Origin of the sequence: Mycobacterium sp. TY814, assembly GCF_030755175.1 — a bacterium.
In the GTDB taxonomy this organism is placed as follows: Bacteria; Actinomycetota; Actinomycetes; order Mycobacteriales; family Mycobacteriaceae; genus Mycobacterium.
Genome location: NZ_JAUFRY010000003.1, coordinates 675,743 through 696,150, shown reverse-complemented (window position 1 = coordinate 696,150; position 20,408 = coordinate 675,743). Strand labels below are relative to the sequence as shown.

The window sequence follows — 20,408 nt, the reverse complement described above, 5'->3', positions numbered from 1 at the left end:
TCAGTCTGCGAGTTCCTCTATGCCGCACGTCATCACGCAATCGTGCTGCAATGACGGGTCGTGCGTCTTCGCATGTCCGGTCAATTGCATTCACCCGTCACCCGACGAGCCAGGCTATGCCACAACGGAAATGCTCTACATCGATCCGGTGGCATGTGTCGACTGTGGTGCCTGCGTCAGTGCCTGCCCGGTCGGTGCGATCGTCCCGGACAGCAAGCTGGATGCCGGTCAACTGCCGTTCGTCGAGATAAACGCGTCGTTCTACCCGGAACGGCCCGCCGATGCCAAGCTGCCGCCGACATCGAAGCTGGCGCCGGTGATCCCGGCCGCGCAGGTGCGCCCCCGGCGCCGCCCGCTGACGGTTGCCGTCGTCGGGTCGGGACCCGCGGCGATGTACGCCGCGGACGAACTCCTGGTGCAACAGGGCGTGCGGGTGAACGTCTTCGAAAAGCTGCCCACGCCTTACGGTCTGGTGCGTGCCGGTGTGGCGCCCGATCATCAGCACACCAAGAACGTCACCCGGCTGTTCGATCGGGTGGCCGACGACCGCCGATTTCGGTTCTTTCTCAACGTCGAGGTCGGCCGGCACGTCAGTCACGCCGAATTGCTCGCCCACCACCACGCCGTGCTGTATGCCGTCGGTGCACCCGACGACCGTCGGCTCGATGTCGAAGGGGCCGACCTACCGGGCGTCGGCACCGCTACCGAGCTGGTGGCGTGGATCAACGGTCATCCCGAATATGCCTATCTGTCAGTCGATCTCAGCCACGAACGGGTGGTGGTCATCGGCAATGGCAACGTGGCGCTCGACGTGGCCCGGGTACTCACCGCAGACCCCGACCAGTTGGGCCGCACCGACATCGCCGACCATGCGCTGAAGGCATTCCGAAAGTCGGCCGTTCGCGAGGTGGTGATCGCGGCTCGCCGGGGACCCGCCCACTCGGCATTCACCCTGCCCGAGCTGATCGGGCTCACCGGTGCGTGCGAGGTCGTGCTGAGCCCTGAGGACCAGCGCTGGGTGCATGCCGATCTCGCCACCGCGACGGACCCATTCACCAGGCACAAGCTGCAGATCCTGAGCGGGCTGGGTGATGGCTCGACGCCATCCGCGCGGCCGCGCATCCGGCTGGCCTACGGGCTGACGCCGCAGCGCATCCTCGGTGAAGAGCGCGCCGTCGGGGTCGAGTTCTCGGTGACCGAGACCGGCGCACCCCGCCGGATTGATGCCGGATTGGTGCTCACGTCGATCGGTTACCGCGGCAAGCACATTCGTGACCTGCCGTTCGACAAGTCGAAGGCCGTCGTTCCCAACGACGGCGGACGGGTCGTCGAACCCGTGTCCGGCCGGCCGGTGCCGGGCGCCTATGTCGCGGGCTGGATCAAACGAGGGCCGACCGGCTTCATCGGCACCAACAAGTCCTGCTCCTTCCAGACCGTTCAGGCGTTGGTGGCCGACTTCAACTCCGGCGCATTGACCGACCCGGTGGGCACGCCGGCGTCGCTGGTGGACCTGGTGGCCGAGCGCCAGCCCGATGTCGTCGACTCCGCCGGGTGGCGAGCCATCGACGCGGCCGAAGTGGCGCGTGGTGACGCTGATGGCCGTCCGCGTCGCAAGTTCACCGATGTCGCCGACATGCTCGCTGCTGCGGGCACCGCGCCGCAGGCGCCGCCACGGGGACGGCGCCTGCTGACCCGGTTGCGCGCGCGGGATTAGATGTTGCGAGATCGCCGTCAGGCCTGGGCCGACATCGACTCCTTGATCTCCTCGATGCTGACCTCGCGGACCGGCTGGCCGAGCGCCCAGTTGTGCCCGAACGGATCGGCCACCACACCGTAACGATCGCCCCAAAACTGGTCCTCCAACGGCATCACCACGGTGGCGCCGGCGTCGATTGCCCGCTGGAACTTGGTGTCGACATCGGTGACCGTGAGGTGGATGGTCACGGGTGTGCCTCCCAAGGACTTGGGGGTCATCGACTGGTCGTTACACATTTCCGGGAAGTCGTCGTTGAGCATCACCATTGAGCCGTTGATCTGCACCGCGGCATGGATGAGCCGGCCATCGGGGCCGGGGATGCGGGCCATTTCGACGGCGTCGAACGCCCGCACGTAGAAGTCAATGGCGGCAGCGGCGTCATCGACGACGAGGTGGGGGATCACTGCAGGTTCGACCTTGATGGCCATGGGCACTCCTTCAGGTTGGTGGTATCGCCCGCCCGGGCTCATACGTACTGACCAACCCTGACGGCAATTCTCATCGCGAACCGTAATCGGGACCTCCGACAGCCGACGATCGGAGGACGCTGCGTGCCTCCGATCGGCTGAGGCCGAATTCGTCCGCAAACGTCCGATCGGTGGATTCCGGAACGTCGGGACGATCTCTACGTTGGGTGCATGTCGCCCATCGCACCAGCCTCCGCCGGGACGCGGCCGCTGCCCGCTGATCAACCCAAGCTGTTCCTGGTCATGGATGCGGGGTCGGACTCCGGCTATTTCGCCGCGCGGGCGTTGCTGGCCGCCGGCTACTGCGTAGCGGTGTCGGGGCGGAACGTGAGTCAGTTGACCAGGGTCGTGCACGGCTACAGCGCGTCGCGGGTCTTCGCGGTCGCCGCGGACAGCACCGATCAAGCCCAGGTGATGAAGTTGATCAGCTCGGTGGAACGCCGCTTCGGGCGCGCCATCAGCTCGGTGATCCGGGGCTCCTCCTATAACCACACGACGATCTGACGTCACGGCACGGCAAGCAGCGGGTATTGCCGCGCGCTACTGGTGCTGATACAGTCGTCTCACCTCTGGATGAGACATCTGTATCAGCTTTTGTCTCGAACCTGGCTGAAAAGGACGACCGCGTGGGTCCTACGACTCTGACGATTTACCGCACACTGGACGCGCGCCAGCGCGACGTGCGCGAACGCTTGCTCGCGGCCGCCCGCGAATTGATTCGCGAGCACGGCCACGAGTCCGTGGGTATGGAGCAGATCGCCAGCTCCGCCGGCGTTTCCAGGGCGACGACATACCGCTATTTCGCGTCCAAGGAGCATGTGGTGTGCGAGGCCGCGCTGGCCTGGGGTCATGATGTGGCGCAGCGCATTCCGCAAGCGATCGCGGCAGCGTCTCCGGCCAGCGCAATCGACGTCGCGATTGAGCAGGTCGTCCGGGAGGCTGCGTCGGACCTGCCGATGGTCCGGGCGACCATGGCCTCGGTCCTGGCTCAGGGTCCGGTTGCTGACGCGTTCCGCCTCGGCGTTCGGCAGATGTTCCTGGACCTACTGGGAGGAGCGACGGGAGTACCGCACGACGTGCACGAACTCTCGTCGCTCGACCCGGCCATGACGGTGCTCGGACGGGTGTTCTTCGCCGATCTGGCATTGCTCGGAGTCGGCGACATCACCGTCGAGCAGTGCATCGCCGAACTGGGACTGGCCGCCCGGCGCCTGCTGACCGACACTTCACACGAGTAGGAGCGACACCATGAATAGCACTGCGCTGCAACCAGTCTGGGACTGGATGCTGCATCACCTCGGCGTCGGTTTTTTCGAATTCCCATTGTATTTCTTGCCGGTTGTGGTCGCGGTCGTGCTGCTGACCGGCGTCGTCTATTCGGTCTTCGACGTCGCCGTCTACCACCGGATCTCGGCCCGGGCGGCGACCAAGCTGGGATTGCGGATCATGTCGACCTACGTCGGTGCGGCGGTGGCATTCTTCGTCCTGCACCGCATATTTCATCCATGGGTGGCCGAAGTGCCCACCGCAGCACCGACATTGGTCGCCTTCGTCACCCAGCTCGTGTGCTTCATGGTGATCGGGGAGTTTCTCACCTATTGGTGGCACCGGCTCGAGCACGGCAACCGATTCGTCTTTCAGAAGGTGCATTACCTGCACCATCGGGTGCAATCACCCCTGACCATCTGGACCAACTTCGTGGTGCACCCGGTTGAGGGCCTGATGGTGATGCTGTGCCTGTATGTACCGCCATTGGTGTTCGGGGCGCATCCGATGATCGTGGTCGCCTATGCGGTGGCGAACACCACCGCCATGGTGATCACTCACAGCGGCTACGACATGACCTTCTATCCCCGTTGGTTGCTGCCTGCGGCGTCGGGCCACGAACTACATCACTCCGAAAAGCGGCCCACCAACCTGTCTGTCGTGATGACATACGGCGACAAGCTGTTTGGTACGTACAAAAAGCCGGAAATCGCGGCTTTGCCGGTGGCCTCGTAGCCGTCGCAGATCTCGCCTGAGTCGCCAGTTCGGCAGCCCGAGGGCAGGCACGGTCGGCGTGATTTGAGTAGTCCACTACTGCAGCTCGCACCGTCGACCGCTGACATTCTCGGACTGTCGGAAGTGGCGGAGGTAAGCGGGCATGTCATATGTGAGGGTGTTGCCAGAGGCCATGGAGGCCGCAGCGGCAGAGTTGGACCACATCGCTTCCGCGCTCGATGAAGCCCACAGGTCGGCGGTCCCGTCGATCCTCACGATGGCCCCAGCGGCCGCCGACGAGGTGTCGGCGAGCATAGCGCTCCTGTTTTCGGAGCACGCTCACGACTATCGGGCGGCGGCAGGGGAGGCGGCGAGTTTCCAGCAGCACCTTGTGCACCACCTGAGTGCGAGCGCGGCGTCGTATGCCAGCGCTGAAGATGTGATCGCTTCGTTGTTGCAGGGTGTGAATGAGGAGCTGCGCTACTACACCCGTGCTGGAAACGCATTGACCAACATGATCACCTTGTTGCCTTTGCAGGTAATGGCATTCACGCTCTTTCCCCTCTTCTGGCCGCTTTTGCCCCTCTTCCCCTTCCTGGTTCTCCAACAATTCTTGACGCTGTTCGGCGAGGTGATCGGCGGGCAACCTATTTCTTACCCGTACGTAGACATGCCTTTTCACCCGTACCTGGATTGAGACGATCCCGATCCGCCGGACGGCTGTCTCGATCGTCCCCATCGAACAAGCTCTAGCGAAAACTGCCGTCACCAACGGCACCGCGTGCGCTTGTCGGCGCCGTCAAGCGGCGGAAGACGGCGAAGGTGACGCCCGTCTATGCGTCGGTGAGTACCCGATCCCAGCCCGTGACCGATTCCGGGCTGCGCGGGCCCGGTCCCACGTAGATGGCCGAGGGGCGGACCAGTTTGCCCAGCCGCTTCTGCTCGAGGATGTGGGCGCACCAACCGGCAGTGCGTCCACAGGTGAACATCGCCGGCATCATGTTGGCCGGAACCTCGGCGAAGTCCAAGATGACCGCGGCCCAGAACTCCACATTGGTCTCGATCGCCCGGTCCGGCCGGCGCTCCCGGAGCTCGGCCAGCGCCGCCTGCTCGAGCGCGACGGCCACCTCGTAACGGGGTGCTTTCAGCCGTTCCGCGGTCGCCCGCAGGACTCGCGCCCGCGGGTCCTCGGCCCGATAGACCCGGTGTCCGAAACCCATCAGCTTCTCGCGGCGATCCAGGATGCCCTTGACCAGACCGCGCGCGTCGTCGGTGCGTTCCACCTCTTCGATCATCGGCAACACGCGGGCCGGCGCGCCACCGTGCAAGGGGCCGCTCATCGCTCCGATCGCACCCGACAGCGCTGCGGCGACATCCGCGCCGGTCGAGGCGATCACGCGGGCGGTGAAGGTGGAGGCGTTCAAGCCGTGTTCAGCGGCTGACACCCAGTAGGCGTCGATCGCCTCGACATGCCTGGGATCCGGTTCGCCCTGCCAGCGAGTCATGAAACGTGCTGTGACAGTGGAACATTCGTCGATGACGCGCTGTGGTACGGCCGGCTGGTAGATACCGCGCGCCGACTGTGCGACGTACGACAGCGCCATGACCGAGGCTCGGGCCAGCTGGTCGCGCGCGACCGCTTCTTCGGTGTCCAGCAGCGGCTGGTATCCCCAGATCGGCGCCAGCATCGCCAGGCCGGCCTGCACATCCACCCGCACGTCGCCGGTGTGGATCGGCAGTGGGAACGGTTCGGCGGGCGGCAGTCCGCGGCCGAACTCACCGTCGACCAACAGCGCCCAAACGTCGCCGAAGGTGACCCGCTGGCTCACCAGATCCTGAATGTCGACGCCGCGGTAGCGCAGCGCGCCGCCGTCTTTGTCGGGTTCGGCGATTTCGGTGGTGAAGGCCACAACGCCTTCGAGGCCTGGGACAAAATCCTCCGGAACCACAGTCATGGGGCAAATTCTCGCACCTGTGTCCGCACCGCTTACTACCGGCCGGTAACAGCCGCCGAGTAGCGTTGGGGCGGTGACCGAACCTCATGGGCAGCACCTGGCCGGGATGCGGGTGGAGTACGGATCCGTCGAGAAGGACGGCAGCCCCGACCTCGACGCGGACTGGCTTGCCGACGGCTGGCTTACGTTGTTCCGCAAGTGGATTGATGACGCTCAGCAAGCCGGCATCGCCGAGCCGAACGCCATGGTGGTGGCTACCGTCGCTGACGGCAGGCCCGTCAGCCGCTCGGTGTTGTGCAAGAGCGCCGACGAGGCGGGGATCACCTTCTACACCAATTACGACTCGGCCAAGGGCCTCGACCTGGCGGCAACCCCGTACGCGTCGGCGACCTTCCCCTGGTACCTGCTGGGCCGGCAAATCCACGTCCGGGGCGCGGTGAGCAAAGTCGATCCGCGGGACACCCAGGAGTACTGGTCCAAGCGGCCACGCGGCTCGCAGCTGGGGGCCTGGGCTTCACACCAGTCGCAGCCCATCGCGTCGCGCGCGGCCCTGCTCGACCAACTCGCCGAGGTGACCGCCCGCTTCGCCGACACCGAGCAGATCCCGGTGCCGCCGAACTGGGGCGGATACCTGATCGCTCCCGAAGTGGTCGAATTCTGGCAAGGCCGGGAAAACCGGCTGCACAACCGCATTCGGGTGATCGACGGGCAGATCGAGCGGTTGCAGCCCTAGCTCGTTTGCTCGCCGTCACGTTTATCCGTGACCGCGTCTGGCTACGCTCGCCAACGATGCCCCTCCTTGCGGATACGACGCCGCTGCGCACCGCCGACTTCCGCAGACTCTGGGTGGCCGGCATTCCCACCGTCATCGGCGCGAATCTGACGATCTTCGCCGTCCCGGTTCAGATCTATGCGTTGACGCGAAACTCCGCATACGTCGGGCTGGCCGGACTGTTCGCGTTGGTGCCGCTGGTGGTGTTTGGTCTGCTCGGTGGCGCCTGGTCCGACGCCATGGACCGGCGGCTGCTGCTGATCCTCTCCTCCTGCGGGCTGGCGGCGGGCTCGCTGTTGTTGTGGCTGCAGGCTGCGCTCTCTCTGAACAATGTGTGGGTGGTGCTGTGCCTGCTGGCGGTGCAGCAGGGGTTCTTCGCCGTCAACTCGCCCGCCCGGTCTGCGGCGATCCCCCGGATGCTGCCGGGGGAGCAGTTGCCGGCAGCCAACGCGCTGAACATGACCGTCAGTCAGTTCGGCGCGATCGTCGGCCCGCTGCTGGCGGGGCTGCTGCTGAATTGGGTCGACCTGTCCACGTTGTATCTGGTCGACGCGGTGGCCTGCACGGCGCCGATCTGGGCGACGATCCGGCTGTCGCCGATGCCGGCGCTGGAGCCGCCCGGGACGGCGGGCTGGGGGATCGGTGCGATGCTGGACGGTTTCCGCTATCTGGCCGGCAACACGGTGGTGCTGATGTCGTTCGTCGTCGACCTGATCGCGATGGTCTTCGGGATGCCGCGGGCGTTGTTCCCGCAGATCGCTCACGAAAGCTTCGGCGGTCCGATCGAGGGCGGTTCGGCGATGGCGCTGTTGGCCGCAGCTATCTCTGCCGGCGCAGTGGCCGGCGGCGTGTTCTCCGGCTGGTTGCCCAGAATCCGGCGGCAGGGTCTGACGATTGTCGCGGCGATAGTCGTGTGGGGGCTGGCGATGGTGGGCTTCGGGTTGGTGTGCGGCACGGCGCACGGCCGGGCGGGTCCGATGCTGTGGGCGGCGGTGGCGTTTCTCGCGGTCGGCGGAGCGGCGGACATGGTGTCGGCCGCATTCCGGCAAACGATCCTGCAGGGGGCGGCCTCCGCTGAGCTGGTGGGACGGCTGCAGGGGGTGTTCACCGTGGTGGTCGGCGGTGGGCCCCGGTTGGCCGACACGGTGCACGGCGCAGCGGCGGCAGTCGTTGGCACGACGGCGGCCGCGGCGGGCGGCGGTGCGCTTGTGGTGGCCGGTGTGTTGGTTGCGGCGCTCGTCGCGCCGGCTTTCATGCGGTATCGGGTCCCGATTGGCAGTGGCGGGCGGTGAGTTCGTCGTATGGCTGCGGGTCGTCGAATCGAACGAGCGCCTCATCGAGATCCGTCTCGGCGAACACTTCACATCGGCTGATGCGGTCACCGTCAAAGGCGAGAACGCTGATCTCGCGCCATTCGGCCTCGAGGCCTTCGCGCGACGTCGCGCACACGACATGCGTGACCACGGCACCCAGGTCGCTCAACCTGTGCATCGCCTCGATGTGAATTGCTGCCTCTGGCACCAGGTCCCATGACTGCCCAACTCCTGATGCGTGGTTTGACGTGCTCTGCCGTGCTGCTGCTCGTCGCGTTCGCCCTGGATGGTGGTGTCGGTTCTGGTACAGAGGTTCGCTCGCATCGACGAGGCGGGCTTGAGTAGTCAGCTACCTAAATGAGGGTGCGGGAACGACGCCTCTTCCGCGGGCGCCGGCGACACAAGGTTTGAGTACCCGACTACTGATTTCCATCGCACCGGCCCGGGGCGACGCTTGGTGCGCAGGAAGTTTCCGCCGGGACGGGACCGGGTGATCCACACGAAACGAGGGAGCACCTGCGATGGCTGGCGACGTTCATTGCCGCGGGTATCGGGGCTGTCTTCGGAATTGCCTGACCTCACAGTCGACCGAGGCCGAAAATGCCTGCTACACCCGTGCCGATGTTCAGTAAGCCCGAGCTGTAGCCACTCAATCGGCCGATCGGTTGGCCCGCGATCGCGGCGGTCACGGCGGTGTTGAAGAAGCCGGACATCCGGCCGTCGATGTTTGAGCCACCGGTGGCCAGGTTGGAGATGCCCGAAATTCCGTGGTTCTCGATGCTGCCGCCCTTGGCGGTGTTCAGCAGACCCGACATCTGTGAGCCGGTGTTACCGAAGCCCGACACATTGGTGCCCGTGTTGTTGAAGCCCGAGTTGGTGAGCCCGGTGTTGATAGCCGATCCGATACCAGTGTTGGCGTTACCCGCATTCCACAGGCCGGTGTTCGTGTCGCCTGAATTCCCGTTTCCCGTGTTGTAGTGACCTGCGTTCCAGAAGCCGCTGTTGACGGCGCCGGTATTGCCGATACCGGTGTTATAGCTGCCGGAGTTCCCGAAGCCGGTGTTGACGATGCCCGCGTTTCCGATGCCGGTGTTCAGTGCTCCTGTATTACCGATGCCGAAACTCCCGGCACCGGAGTTTCCGATGCCGAAGTTGTTGTGGACGCCGGGCAATTGTCCGAGGTTGCTGCCCGCGTTGAAAATCCCGACGTTGCCGCTGCCGGAGTTGAAGAGCCCGATGTTGTTGGTACCGGAGTTCCCCAATCCGATGTTGCCGCTGCCTGAGTTCAGCAGTCCCGCCAGGTTGATGCCCACCTGATTGTTGCCGGTGAGCCCGATCCCGATGTTGTTGTTTCCGGAGTTGCCGAAGCCGATGTTGTTGTTGCCGGTGTTCCCGGCCCCGGTGTTGAAATTGCCGGTGTTTCCGCCGCCTCTGTTTCCGTTGCCGCTGTTTCCCAGGCCGATGTTGTCGTTACCGGTGTTGCCCAGCCCAACGTTATGAGTGCCGGCCCCATACAGGTTGGTGCCGACATTTCCGAAGCCGATGTTGTCGTCCCCGACATTTCCGGAGCCGAAATTTCGGCTGCCGGTGTTGCCGCTGCCGAGGTTGGCATTGCCGGTGTTTCCGCCGCCGATGTTCTGATCGCCGATGTTGCCGCTGCCGAAGTTGCTGTTGCCGGTGTTGCCGTTGCCGACGTTGGAGACGCCCTTGTTGCCCAGGCCGAGGTTGGCCAGCAGCTCCTGGACGCTAGCCGCGGGTCCTGGCCGCGCGGAGACGTTGGCTCCGTTGCCGATCAGCGGGCGTCCGGTCAGGGTCACGAAGGGCGCGTTGACGAGGTCGAGCAGGCCCTGCAGGGGCCGGGTGACAGCGGTCTCCGCGCCCGCGTACGAGTCCGCGCCGGCTGCCAGGATGCGCGCGAAGTGATCATTGAACCGCATGGCCTGGGCGCTGAGCGCTTGATATTGCCGGCCATGGGTGGAGAACAGTGCGGCGACCGCGGCCGACACCTCATCGGCCCCCGCGGCGAGTACCGCCGTGGTCCCGGCCGACGCGCCCGTGTTGGCGGTGGTGAGCGCCGACTCGATAGCGGCCAAATCCGTTACGGCCGCGATCATCAAATCCGGTGCTGCCGTCACGTAGGACATGTCGGTCCCCCAACTATTGAGCGTGGCGCACCGGAAGGGACGGGGCGTTCGACCCAGCCTGACGGGTAGCGGCGGCTCAGGATTAGGTAGACGGATACTTAATCGTGCGTGGCGACAGCACCGGATCCTGAACTCACCGGTCCGCCCGATAAACCTGAGAATCGGCGGCGCTTACCCTTACGCTACGCACGTGCGCTTGTCGTGGCCGCTGGTCGGCCGCTTGGAGCAGCTGCGGATTATCAAAGCTGCTCTAGCGGCCTCGGACACCCCCGGCATCGTCGTATGCGGTCCAGCGGGGGTCGGTAAGAGTCGGATCGCTCGTGAGGCGCTGTCCGCCGCCGTGGCCAGGGGTTGGGAGGGCCGGTGGGCCGTCGGCACCTCGGCGGCGCGGGCAATTCCGCTGGGCGCCTTCACAGAGTGGGCTCAACCAGGAGTCAACGACGTCGTGCAGTTGCCGCGCGCAGTCATGCAAGCACTGACGGCGGCGCCCGCGGGCGTTCCGGTGGTGCTGGCCGTCGACGACGTTCAATTGCTCGACGACCTTTCGATTTTCGTGCTCCATCAGGTTGTGCAGCGGGAAGCTGCGAAGGTACTGCTGACCGTCCGCGCAGGCGAGCCCATTCCCCCTGCGGTGCAGGAGGTATGGGGGATTGGTCAATTCGAACGAATCGACCTGGAGCCGTTGTCCCTCGAGGAAGCCGGCTCGCTGCTCTCAGCCACCCTGGGCGGCCCTGTGGATCCGATTGCCACTCAGCGGCTTTGGCGGCTCACCCGCGGCAACCTGCTGTATCTGCGCAATATCGTCGAGCAGGAGGTTGCAGATCGGCGGATCATCTGCCGGGACGGCTACTGGCGCTGGCTCGGCGATCCCGTCATGCCGCCGGGACTGGTCGAGTTGATCGAGTCCCGCATCGGAGCGCTACCCGCGCCGGTCAGCGACGTGGTCGACGTGGTCGCAGTCGGCGAGCCACTCGAGTTGGCTCACCTGAGGCGCATCGCTGACCCGGCGGCGATAGAGGATGCCGACACGCGTGCCCTCATCTCTCTCGAGGCCTCCGACGGCGGTGTCCAGGTCCGCTTGGCGCACCCGCTCTACGGTGAGGTTCGGCGGCGGCGCGCGCCCTCGACACGGTTACGGAGGTTGCGCGGACTCGTTGCCGCTGAACTCGCCACGTCAGAGGGCCGCGATGACATCCAGGTCGTGGTGCGGCGCGCCACGCTGAGTCTGGAGTCCGATCTCACACCCGACCCGGACCTCCTGGTCAGCGCGGCTCATGGCGCCGTCTGGCTGGCGGATCTGCCACTCGCAGATCGGCTTGGCGATGCCGCGCTGCGTGCCGGCGCCGGAGCCGATGCAAGTTTCGTTCGCGCGCACGCACTTTCATGGTTGGGTCGGGGGGCCGAGGCCGACGCGGTGCTCGCCGGTCTCGACACCAGCCAGTTGACCGATATCGAGCGTGCCCGGCTGGCGTTCCTACGGGCCAGCAATGTGCTGTGGGCACTGGGCGACCCCGTGCACGCCAAAGAGATCATCGACGACGCGGTTTCGACCGCGGCACCGCACGTGCGGAGCTATATCGATGCCTTCCTGACGGTCTACTGGTTTGCGACCGACGAACCGGATGCCGCGCTGCACGCGTCGACGAGCTTGGAACTGACCGAGTTACCCGCTGTCGTCGGCGCTGAGATCGCTTGGGTCCTTGCCACGATAAGCGCGGATGCGGGGCGTGCCGGCGAAGCAGCAGCTCTCGCGGAGGCCGGATATGCCAGTGCGGCGCGCTCTTTCGATGCACCGCAGATGGCATTCAACATCGCGGATTCGCACGTGAGCGCGCTGTTGCTGGCGGGCCGGATCACCGAGGCCCTCGACGTCGCCGACTGGGTGAGCCGACGCGCGGCTGACATGCCGGGGGCTGCTCAGTTGCTGGGAGCCGCGATCAGGGGTAGGGCCGCACTCGGAGCGGGGAATGTGCGATCCGCGGTTCCGCTGCTCGAAAGCGCGGTGGCGGGACTGACCGCCACCCACGCGCTGGGCTGGGGATACCGCTACGACATCGCCCGCGTCACTGCCCTGGCGCTCAGCGGATCCATCAAGCAGGCGACCGCCGAACTCGCCGCGCTGGACAGACAGCGTCGCCCTTTCCGGTCGTTGGCCTACGAGCGCGGTTTGGCGCGGGCGTGGGTGGCCGCCGCCCAGGGTGCTGTGTCCGAAGCGATCTCGATCGCGCTGGCGACGGCCCAAAATGCCTCGACCAAAGGCCAATTTGGGGCAGAGGTGCTGTGTCTGCAGACCGCCGCGCAGTTTGGCGATCATTCGGGTACGTCCAGGTTGCGTGAGCTCGAAGCGGTCGTCGAGGGACCACGGGTCGGTGTCGCGGCGCGGTTCTCGGCCGCCCTGCATGCAGGCGACGCCGGCGGACTGGCGGCGGCCTCGGAGGAATTCGAACAGATCGGTGACTACGTTGCTGCCATCGACGCTGCCGCTCATGCCGCCGTCGCATACCGCAACCAGGGCTTACGGGGCTCGGCCTTGGGCAGTGCGGAAAGGGCGGATGCCTTGGCCGAGCAGTGGGGCGGTGTGTCGACTCCGGCGCGTCGACAGGCAAGCGAACCGCTGCCGTTCACCGATCGGGAGCGCGAGATCGTCATGCTGATCGGTGCCGGATTGTCCAACCGAGCGGTAGCCGATCGGCTGACGCTTTCGGTACGCACCGTGGAAAGCCACATCTACCGGGCGATGTCGAAAACCGGCACCACCACCCGCGAGGAACTCGCCGCGCTGGTGTCGCATCGGCAAGTTGAGTAGCGGAATACTGCGTGGGCCCGACGCGGACGCGGACATGCTGACTGCGTGAGCCGCCAATTGAGGCCTGTGAACGCAGCGACCTTCACCGCCCTTACGGGTGTACGTACCGAACATCCGACCGAGAAGGCCATTGCGGCCGGCGGAACGGTGTTCGTGTTCCCCGGCCAGGGTTCCTGGCCGGCTCGCGGCACAATCGCGGCGGTGGAATCCGCGCACGCCTTCAGGGCCCAACTGCGGCTCTGCGACGACGCTTTCGCCGAGTTCGTCGAGTGGTCGCTGCTCGAGACAGTGCTCGGCGGCGCTGGTTGTCCCGTGCCGGATCGCGTCGATGTGGCACCGCCGGTGCTGTTTGGGGTGACGGTGTCGCTTGCTGCGCAGTGGCGTGCGATGGGAATACATCCGGACGCGGTGATAGGTCAGCGCCTGGGTGAAGTCGCGGCGGCATACGTTGCGGGTGGGTTATCGCTGCGCGACGCCGCGCGAGTAGTGACTCTGTGCAGCAATGTGATTGGACCTGCTCCGGACAACGATTGCGTCGATGTGGACACGCTGCGGCAGAGGTTGCGCACGTCCCTTTCCCGAATGCGGCCTCGAAGCGCTGACATCCCGTTCATTTCGTCGGTCACTGGCGCCGGTCTGGACACGGCGATCCTCGACGCCGACTACTGGTTGGCCAACATGGGGCAAGCCCCCCTGTTCAACGAAGCCGTGCGGTGGTCATGTACAAGGGGCTACCGGACTTTCCTGGAATGCAGCCCGCACCCGGCGCTGATTGCCGGCATCGAGCAGTTCTTGGGGGAGCGTGCGGTCTCCACCGTGATTGCTGCCGGGCCTTCAGGTATCTGACCGATGAGCACTCCGGTAATCGGCAGTTCTGGCGGCCATGACATCCGCCCACGCGATATGCCCGTCGAAGCCAAGCGCTTGGGCCATGCTGCGATAGCGATCCAACAGCTTCCGGTAAGCGTCGTCGTCGCCGCACGCACGAGCCATCAGCGCGCGCAACCGCAGCAGCGTGATCTTGCGCATGGCCCAATCCTCTGGCGCACCAATGCTTTCCAAGCGTGTCAACGCTCCCTGCGCTTCGGCCACGTCACCGTCTGCGCCGCGCTCCAGCAGCGTCTCCACCAGAAAGCCGATGCCCAGAAGTTCGAAGAAGGGCCGACCCGCCCGGCGTAACTCGTCGACCGTCTTGCGCATCACCTGGATAGGAGCGTCGAATTCACCCCGGCGAGCCTTGTCCCGGGCGACCCACAACTCAGCGACCGGAACCAGGAAGGGAATGGGTTCGCGCAACCACATCTCGCGGACCTGCAGCATCAGTTCCAGCCCGCGGTCATGCTCGGCTTCGGTGTCACGGTGCAGCAGCGCGATCGCCAGTCCGTACTTGACGATGCTCAGCGCGGCGGCGCTGGACCCCTCGGCGGTCTGCACCGCCGCCTCGAGTTCGTGCATTGCGGAGTCTTCCGGTCGTAACACCCCGTAGGTGATCGGCAGGCCGTGGGTCCAGCCCGCGACCATGGCGTGAGTTGTCGGATCGCTTTGCCGGGCCATGTCGGAGGCGGCCAGCAGATCCTGTTTCCAGCCAGGCAGGCCCACCCACCATCCGGCAACGCCGCGCCACGCCAGCGCTGCCGCAAGGGGTGATCCGAAACCGAACTCGGCACCCTTGACGGGATCGCCGTCAGCCAGTTCGATGACGGTCTGCGACCATCGCACGATTTCACCGAATTCCCCTGCGTCGAACCAGTTGTTGAACGCGATGAACGCCAAACCTATTGTCGGAGAGGGATCATCGATTGACGCGAGCATCGCCATCTGTTCGGATGCCAGCCGCGATCCCTCGCGGGTCTGCCCGCTGTACATCAACTCCGTTTCCAGTCCGGTGATGCCGATGGCCAGTGAGACCTTGTCTCCGGCCGCGGTACACAGCTCCCGCAGCTCCTCGAAAAGTCCGCGAGATTCCTGGATGGCTTGCCAGCTGACGGCACACAGCATCATGCGGGGTGCGATCCGCATCGCCTGCTGATCGGGTTCTTCAGAGGGAAGCAGGTCGGCGATGCGCATCGCCCGTTCCCAATTGACCCGCGCGGCGCGAACGTCGATGGTGGCCGACCGCACTCCGGCGCGCATATGCCAGGCGTACGCCGCGGCCAGATCGCCGGCGGCCTCCCAGTGCTCGGCGATCAGTGCGGCATTCTGGTCGGCCATGATCTTGCTGGTCGACTCGATGGCGGTCGCCAGTCGCCGGTGCCACTCAGCGCGATCGGCCTTCAACTGCGATTCGTAAGCCACCGCGTGGATGAGCGGATGGCGAAAGGCGTACTCGGCGTTGCGGTCGAATCGCACCTGTTCGATGAGTTCCGCATGAAGCAACTCCTCGACCCACGGCTCGATGCCCAGCACCGAAAGCAGTTCGGCCTCAAATCGGGCACCGATCACCGACGCCGCGTTCAATGTCTGCCGTGTAGCCGGGTTCAGCCGGTCGATGCGTGCCGCGATGGCCGCTTGCACGGTGGCCGGCACACTCAGTTCGGCGACACCGGCGGAACAGACGTAGCTGCCGCGCTTACCGGCCAGCGCTCCGCGCTGCACCAACTCGCGCACCATCTCCTCGGTGAAGAACGGGTTTCCCGCGGCTCGGTCGGCGATGATCGGCGCAAGGTCGCCGACCGACGGATGAGAGCCCAGCAACTCGTCCAGCAACGCCGCGGTGTCCGAATCGGCCAGAGGCGCAAGCGAGATGCTCTGCGCGCCGGCAACGCGCGTCAGCATTCCCTCGTACTCGGGGCGATAGGTGATCAGCACCAGCGATGGGGTGCGGGGTATGACGCTCAGAAAGTCGGCCACCATCGACTCGCTGGCCGCGTCGATCCAGTGTGCGTCCTCGATGATGAAAAGCGCTGGCGCAGTGCGCGCAAGCGAGGTCATGTTGACCAGTTCGGTCAATCTGCGCCGCCGCGCATCGGGGTCGATTTGAGGCAGGGCCACATCGGGATCCGCGATGCCCAGCAGATCGTCGAGCAGCAACAGGTCCTGCGGGTTGATGTTCGGCGGCACGGTTGCCCGCAACTGCACCCGGGCGGCCTCGCCGTCGAGGTCGGCGGAGTTACTGGCCGCTCGCAGCAGCCGTGCCACCACGCCGAAGGAGACGTCACCGGCGTGCGACTCGCAAAACGTCCAGAACACCTCGACCCCGCGGTGGGCGGCGCGTGCCGCGACCTCGCGGGCGACCCGGCTCTTGCCTATGCCGGGCGGTCCCACCACCGTCACGACGCCGCCGTATCCTCCGACCGCCCGGTCCACCATGGCGTCCAGGGCCGCCATCTCCCAGCGCCGGCCGACCAGGTTCGCCTCGGCCCGACCTGCGGAAGCATCCCGGCGGGAAATCGCCGACAGTCGACGCGCGGGCAGCGGCTCCTCGGCCCCTTTGACGCGAACCCACTCCGGCTCACCAAGCACAGCGGCGTTTTCGACCAGTCTCGCCGTTGACTCCGACAGCAGAATCCCGCCCGGTGGCGCGGCGGATTCCATCCGCTGCGCCAGCCCGACCGATTCTCCGGTCGCGGCGTATCCCAGCGCGATCTCACCCGCGATGACCCGGCCCGAATTCAGGCCCACTCGCAGTTGCAGGTTCACGCCGTCCCGACGCGCCACCTCGGCCGCCAGCGCGGCAGCCGCGTCCTGGATGGCCAGCGCGGCCAGGCACCCACGCAGGGCGTGATCCTCCAACGCCACCGGTGCCCCGAACAGTGCCATCACGCCGTCGCCGTTGTATTCCACCGTCCCGCCGAAGCGTTGCACTACCGCCGCCGACCGCTGCACCAGCTCGGTCATCACTTCACGCAGGCGCTCGATGTCCAGGGCGGCCGCCAGGTCCATCGAGCGCACCACGTCGGCGAACAGCACCGTGACCTGCTTGTAGTTGGCGGTGTCGCCTGGAAGAGCCGCGGGGGCACCGCACTGGTCGCAGAACCGGGCGCTCGCCCGCAGGTCGTTACCGCATGACCCGCACGCAGTCATTGCCCAAGGATAGGCGCGCTAACCAGCACGTTGACGCAAGTTCTGGTTTCTGCATCGAGCGCCTGGCGTGCAGATCCGACCCCGGGAAGGCACGCCGTCGAGATAACGACTACCTTCACCTATACGCACCTAGTGCACCGATGCCGGACCTAGGGCGGCCAGCCATATCAAAGCCTGAGCGCAAAGGGGTTCTCGTGGGCGACACCGACGACACCGCAACTCTGAAGTACCCGGGGGGCGAGATCGACCTGAAGGTCGTCCATGCAACCGAAGGTGCCGACGGCATTGCGCTGGGTCCGCTGCTGTCGAAGACGGGGCACACCACCTTCGACAACGGCTTCGTCAACACCGCCAGCTGCAAGAGCGCGATCACCTACATCGACGGTGACGCCGGCATCCTGCGCTACCGCGGCTACCCGATCGACCAGCTGGCCGAGAAGTCCACCTTCATCGAGGTCTCGTATCTGCTGATCTACGGCGAGCTGCCAACCACCGACCAGCTGGCCGAGTTCACCCAGCGCATCCAGCTGCACACGATGCTGCACGAGGACCTCAAGCGCTTCTTCGACGGATTCCCGCGCAACGCTCATCCGATGCCGGTGCTGTCCAGCACGGTCAACGCGCTGTCGGCGTACTACCCGGACTCGCTCGACCCGACCGACAACCACCAGGTCGAGCTGTCCACCATCCGGCTGCTGGCTAAGTTGCCGACCATCGCGGCCTACGCCTACAAGAAGTCGGTGGGTCAGCCGTTCCTGTACCCGGACAACTCGCTGACCCTGGTGGAGAACTTCCTGCGGATGACGTTCGGGCTGCCGGCCGAGCCGTATCAGGCTGACCCCGAGGTTGTCCGCGCCCTCGACATGCTGCTGATCCTGCACGCCGACCACGAGCAGAACTGTTCGACGTCGACCGTGCGGCTCGTCGGGTCCTCCCAGGCCAACCTGTTCACGTCGATCTCCGGCGGCATCAACGCCCTGTGGGGCCCGTTGCACGGTGGCGCCAACCAGGCGGTGCTCGAGATGCTCGAGCAGATCCGCGAGAGCGGCGACGACGTGGGCGAGTTCGTCCGCAAGGTGAAGAACCGCGAGGCCGGTGTCAAGCTGATGGGCTTCGGCCACCGCGTCTACAAGAACTACGACCCGCGGGCCCGGATCGTCAAAGAGCAGGCCGACAAGATCCTGGCCAAGCTCGGCGGCGACCCGCTGTTGGACATCGCCAAGCAGCTGGAAGAAGCGGCGCTGACCGACGACTACTTCATCGAGCGCAAGCTCTACCCGAACGTCGACTTCTACACCGGCCTGATTTACCGGGCGCTGGGCTTCCCGGTCCGCATGTTCACCGTGCTGTTCGCGCTGGGCCGCCTGCCGGGCTGGATCGCGCACTGGCGTGAGATGCACGACGAGGGCGACAGCAAGATCGGCCGCCCGCGCCAGATCTACACCGGCTACACCGAGCGTGACTACGTCGGGATCGACGGCCGCTAGTCACGCAGCGCGAGCAAGGGGGACGCCCCCTACAGGAGGTACCCTCACCCGCTCGCGGGGGAACGCCAAGGCGCCCTGGAACATGCGTTCCGGGGCGCTTTTGCTTGTGGTGGCGGGAAGGGGCGGCGCCCGCGGAATGGCCGTCCCATTACAGCGAGGCCAGCACGGCCATGGCGGCGTTGTGCCCGCCGATGCCCGAGACCGCCCCGCCGCGGCGGGCTGCTGAACCGCACAGCATGATTCGATCGTGTGCGGTGGCGACGCCCCACCGCCGGGACGGTGTGTCCAGCGGGTCGTCGTCTTCCGCGAACGGCCACGACAGCGCACCGTGGAAGATATTGCCCGCGGTCATCGCCAGCCGGTCCTCCAGATCCAGTGTGGTGGTTGTTTCCAGACAGGGTCGGCCGTGCGCATCTGGCAGCAGGACATCCTGAATCGGTTCGGCCAGAACGGAATTCAACGAAGTCAGCACCGCCTCAGTGAGCTGCTGGCGCCACCGGCCGGGGTCGGGCGTCCCGGCCGCCGGGGCGTGGAAGCCGAACACTGTCATCGTCTGGACGCCGGGCAGTGCGGGCGAGACGATGCTCGGATCGGTCAGCGAGTGGCAGTAGGCCTCGCATGGCAACGGATCCGGCAGCTGACCCGACGTCGCACGCAGGTAGCCGGCATCGAGTTGGGACCAGGTCTCGTTGACGTGAAACGTGCCGGCGAAAGCATGCTCTGGGCGCACACTGCGGTCGCGAAGGCGCGGCAGTCGGCGGAGCACCATGTTGACCTTGACTTGCGGACCCGGGGCCACCGGTGGCACCGGCTCACCGAGCAAGCGGGCCAGCACCGCCGGTCCGACGCCGGCCAGTATGAAACGACAGCGGACCCGGTGTTCGTCCCCACGGCTGTGAAAGCGCACTTCGCCAGCGGGATCGAGCGCGAAAACCTCAGCGGCAGTTGATATCTCGGCTCCGTACCGAGTGGCGGCGGCGGCCAGTGCCAACGACACCGCGCCCATGCCGCCCACCGGGACATTCCAGTCCCCGGTGCCACCGCCGAGCAGGTGATACAGGAAGCAGATGTTCTGGATCAGTGATTGGTCATCCAGGCGGGCGAAGGTGCCGACCAGCGCGTCGGTGGCGATCACGCCGCGCACCAGGTCGCTGGATACGGCGTCGGCGATGGCGTGCCCGATCGGCTCGTCGACCATCGCACGCCAAGCTGCTGCCGCGTCCGCATCACCGTTGGCCTCGACGAGCCGGCGGGACTGCGCGCGGGTGCGCAACGGTTCGAGCAGGGTGGGCCACAGGCGCCTGGTGACCAGCCCACACCGCTGGTAGAAGGCGGCGAAACCGCGCTCATCGTCCGCCGCTCCGACCGCGCCGAAGCTGCCGGCCGGCCCGACGAGGAGACCCGTGCGTCCAGATGTTGCCGGGTCCGGTGTGTAAGACGAGTACGGCCGCTGGGCCAGTCGCACGCGCGCGCCGAGGTCGTCGAGAATGCGCGATGGCAGCAGACTCACCAGATACGAGTAACGCGACAGCCGGACGTCGACACCCTCGAAGAGCTGGGCAGACACCGTGGCCCCGCCGATTTGTGGCAGCCGCTCGAGAAGTCGGACCCGTAAGCCCGCCCGGGCCAGATAGGCGGCGGCGACCAGGCCGTTGTGGCCGCCACCGACGATGACTACATCGAAATCGGCGTCAGCCATCGGCAG

16 protein-coding genes are annotated in these 20,408 nt (G+C 66.0%); 10 read left to right on the top strand and 6 right to left on the bottom strand.

The genetic code is table 11. The annotated features are described in order from the left end of the window. The first annotated feature begins 19 nt into the window (after window positions 1–19). Window positions 20–1,714: an FAD-dependent oxidoreductase gene (locus QXH22_RS24395; RefSeq protein ID WP_306277263.1), complete on the top strand. Its 1,695-nt coding sequence runs from the start codon at window positions 20–22 to the stop codon at window positions 1,712–1,714. A 17-nt stretch (window positions 1,715–1,731) separates the two neighbouring features. On the opposite strand, the gene QXH22_RS24390 is transcribed toward QXH22_RS24395, so the two are convergent. Next, window positions 1,732–2,184 carry a VOC family protein gene (locus tag QXH22_RS24390; protein WP_306246059.1) on the bottom strand — a complete coding sequence of 151 codons (453 nt, stop codon included), beginning with the start codon at window positions 2,182–2,184 and terminating at the stop codon, window positions 1,732–1,734. Window positions 2,185–2,394: 210 nt separating this feature from the next. Here QXH22_RS24390 and QXH22_RS24385 point away from each other — a divergent pair, with 210 nt between their 5' ends. The 4 genes from QXH22_RS24385 (at window position 2,395) to QXH22_RS24370 (ending at window position 4,900) form a co-directional block, all read left to right on the top strand. Next, complete coding sequence (locus QXH22_RS24385) at window positions 2,395–2,727, top strand: SDR family NAD(P)-dependent oxidoreductase (RefSeq protein ID WP_306246058.1); 333 nt, start codon at window positions 2,395–2,397, stop codon at window positions 2,725–2,727. Window positions 2,728–2,849: 122 nt separating this feature from the next. Beyond that, complete coding sequence (locus QXH22_RS24380; RefSeq protein WP_306277261.1) at window positions 2,850–3,461, top strand: TetR/AcrR family transcriptional regulator; 612 nt, start codon at window positions 2,850–2,852, stop codon at window positions 3,459–3,461. A gap of 10 nt (window positions 3,462–3,471) precedes the next feature. Beyond that, complete coding sequence (locus tag QXH22_RS24375) at window positions 3,472–4,224, top strand: sterol desaturase family protein (RefSeq protein WP_306246054.1); 753 nt, start codon at window positions 3,472–3,474, stop codon at window positions 4,222–4,224. A gap of 142 nt (window positions 4,225–4,366) precedes the next feature. After that, window positions 4,367–4,900, top strand: a complete 534-nt coding sequence (locus QXH22_RS24370; protein ID WP_306277260.1) for a PE family protein — start codon at window positions 4,367–4,369, stop codon at window positions 4,898–4,900. Between the two features lie 136 nt (window positions 4,901–5,036). Here the strand turns inward: QXH22_RS24370 and QXH22_RS24365 are convergent, their stop codons facing one another. Next, the gene (locus tag QXH22_RS24365) at window positions 5,037–6,158 is read right to left on the bottom strand and encodes a citrate synthase 2 (protein ID WP_306246052.1); all 1,122 of its coding nucleotides are present in this window, start codon (window positions 6,156–6,158) and stop codon (window positions 5,037–5,039) included. A 106-nt stretch (window positions 6,159–6,264) separates the two neighbouring features. Here QXH22_RS24365 and pdxH point away from each other — a divergent pair, with 106 nt between their 5' ends. Both pdxH and QXH22_RS24355 read left to right on the top strand, forming a co-directional pair. Continuing rightward, the gene (gene pdxH / locus QXH22_RS24360; RefSeq protein ID WP_306246485.1) at window positions 6,265–6,891 is read left to right on the top strand and encodes a pyridoxamine 5'-phosphate oxidase; all 627 of its coding nucleotides are present in this window, start codon (window positions 6,265–6,267) and stop codon (window positions 6,889–6,891) included. 56 nt (window positions 6,892–6,947) lie between these two features. Further along, complete coding sequence (locus tag QXH22_RS24355) at window positions 6,948–8,222, top strand: MFS transporter (RefSeq protein WP_306246051.1); 1,275 nt, start codon at window positions 6,948–6,950, stop codon at window positions 8,220–8,222. Here QXH22_RS24355 and QXH22_RS24350 read toward each other — a convergent pair. Next, window positions 8,182–8,451, bottom strand: coding sequence for a hypothetical protein (locus QXH22_RS24350; protein ID WP_306277259.1), 270 nt, complete (start codon window positions 8,449–8,451; stop codon window positions 8,182–8,184). The two genes, QXH22_RS24355 and QXH22_RS24350, sit on opposite strands and share 41 nt — an antisense overlap. A gap of 370 nt (window positions 8,452–8,821) precedes the next feature. Beyond that, a complete protein-coding gene (locus tag QXH22_RS24345; RefSeq protein ID WP_306246048.1) occupies window positions 8,822–10,387 on the bottom strand; it encodes a PE family protein in 1,566 nt (521 codons plus the stop codon). Between the two features lie 190 nt (window positions 10,388–10,577). Between QXH22_RS24345 and QXH22_RS24340 the strand changes: the two genes are divergently transcribed. Together QXH22_RS24340 and QXH22_RS24335 are read left to right on the top strand one after the other, a co-directional pair. Continuing rightward, window positions 10,578–13,193, top strand: a complete 2,616-nt coding sequence (locus QXH22_RS24340) for a LuxR family transcriptional regulator (protein WP_306277257.1) — start codon at window positions 10,578–10,580, stop codon at window positions 13,191–13,193. A gap of 66 nt (window positions 13,194–13,259) precedes the next feature. Further along, the gene (locus tag QXH22_RS24335; protein ID WP_306277256.1) at window positions 13,260–14,039 is read left to right on the top strand and encodes an acyltransferase domain-containing protein; all 780 of its coding nucleotides are present in this window, start codon (window positions 13,260–13,262) and stop codon (window positions 14,037–14,039) included. Here QXH22_RS24335 and QXH22_RS24330 read toward each other — a convergent pair. Continuing rightward, on the bottom strand, window positions 14,028–17,216 hold the full coding sequence (locus QXH22_RS24330) for an AAA family ATPase (RefSeq protein WP_306277255.1): 3,189 nt from the start codon (window positions 17,214–17,216) through the stop codon (window positions 14,028–14,030). The genes QXH22_RS24335 and QXH22_RS24330 overlap by 12 nt on opposite strands. 194 nt (window positions 17,217–17,410) lie before the next feature. Between QXH22_RS24330 and QXH22_RS24325 the strand changes: the two genes are divergently transcribed. Then, complete coding sequence (locus tag QXH22_RS24325) at window positions 17,411–18,703, top strand: citrate synthase (protein WP_306246039.1); 1,293 nt, start codon at window positions 17,411–17,413, stop codon at window positions 18,701–18,703. A 148-nt stretch (window positions 18,704–18,851) separates the two neighbouring features. Here the strand turns inward: QXH22_RS24325 and QXH22_RS24320 are convergent, their stop codons facing one another. After that, window positions 18,852–20,402 carry an NAD(P)/FAD-dependent oxidoreductase gene (locus QXH22_RS24320; RefSeq protein WP_306277254.1) on the bottom strand — a complete coding sequence of 517 codons (1,551 nt, stop codon included), beginning with the start codon at window positions 20,400–20,402 and terminating at the stop codon, window positions 18,852–18,854. Window positions 20,403–20,408 lie beyond the last annotated feature (6 nt).

Coding starts and splice junctions, on each gene's coding strand:
- QXH22_RS24395 (WP_306277263.1), top strand. CDS start 20: ATGCCGCACGTCATCACGCAATCGTGCTGCAATGACGGGTCGTGCGTC.
- QXH22_RS24390 (WP_306246059.1), bottom strand. CDS start 2,184: ATGGCCATCAAGGTCGAACCTGCAGTGATCCCCCACCTCGTCGTCGAT.
- QXH22_RS24385 (WP_306246058.1), top strand. CDS start 2,395: ATGTCGCCCATCGCACCAGCCTCCGCCGGGACGCGGCCGCTGCCCGCT.
- QXH22_RS24375 (WP_306246054.1), top strand. CDS start 3,472: ATGAATAGCACTGCGCTGCAACCAGTCTGGGACTGGATGCTGCATCAC.
- QXH22_RS24370 (WP_306277260.1), top strand. CDS start 4,367: ATGTCATATGTGAGGGTGTTGCCAGAGGCCATGGAGGCCGCAGCGGCA.
- QXH22_RS24365 (WP_306246052.1), bottom strand. CDS start 6,158: ATGACTGTGGTTCCGGAGGATTTTGTCCCAGGCCTCGAAGGCGTTGTG.
- pdxH (WP_306246485.1), top strand. CDS start 6,265: ATGCGGGTGGAGTACGGATCCGTCGAGAAGGACGGCAGCCCCGACCTC.
- QXH22_RS24355 (WP_306246051.1), top strand. CDS start 6,948: ATGCCCCTCCTTGCGGATACGACGCCGCTGCGCACCGCCGACTTCCGC.
- QXH22_RS24345 (WP_306246048.1), bottom strand. CDS start 10,387: ATGTCCTACGTGACGGCAGCACCGGATTTGATGATCGCGGCCGTAACG.
- QXH22_RS24330 (WP_306277255.1), bottom strand. CDS start 17,216: ATGACTGCGTGCGGGTCATGCGGTAACGACCTGCGGGCGAGCGCCCGG.
- QXH22_RS24320 (WP_306277254.1), bottom strand. CDS start 20,402: ATGGCTGACGCCGATTTCGATGTAGTCATCGTCGGTGGCGGCCACAAC.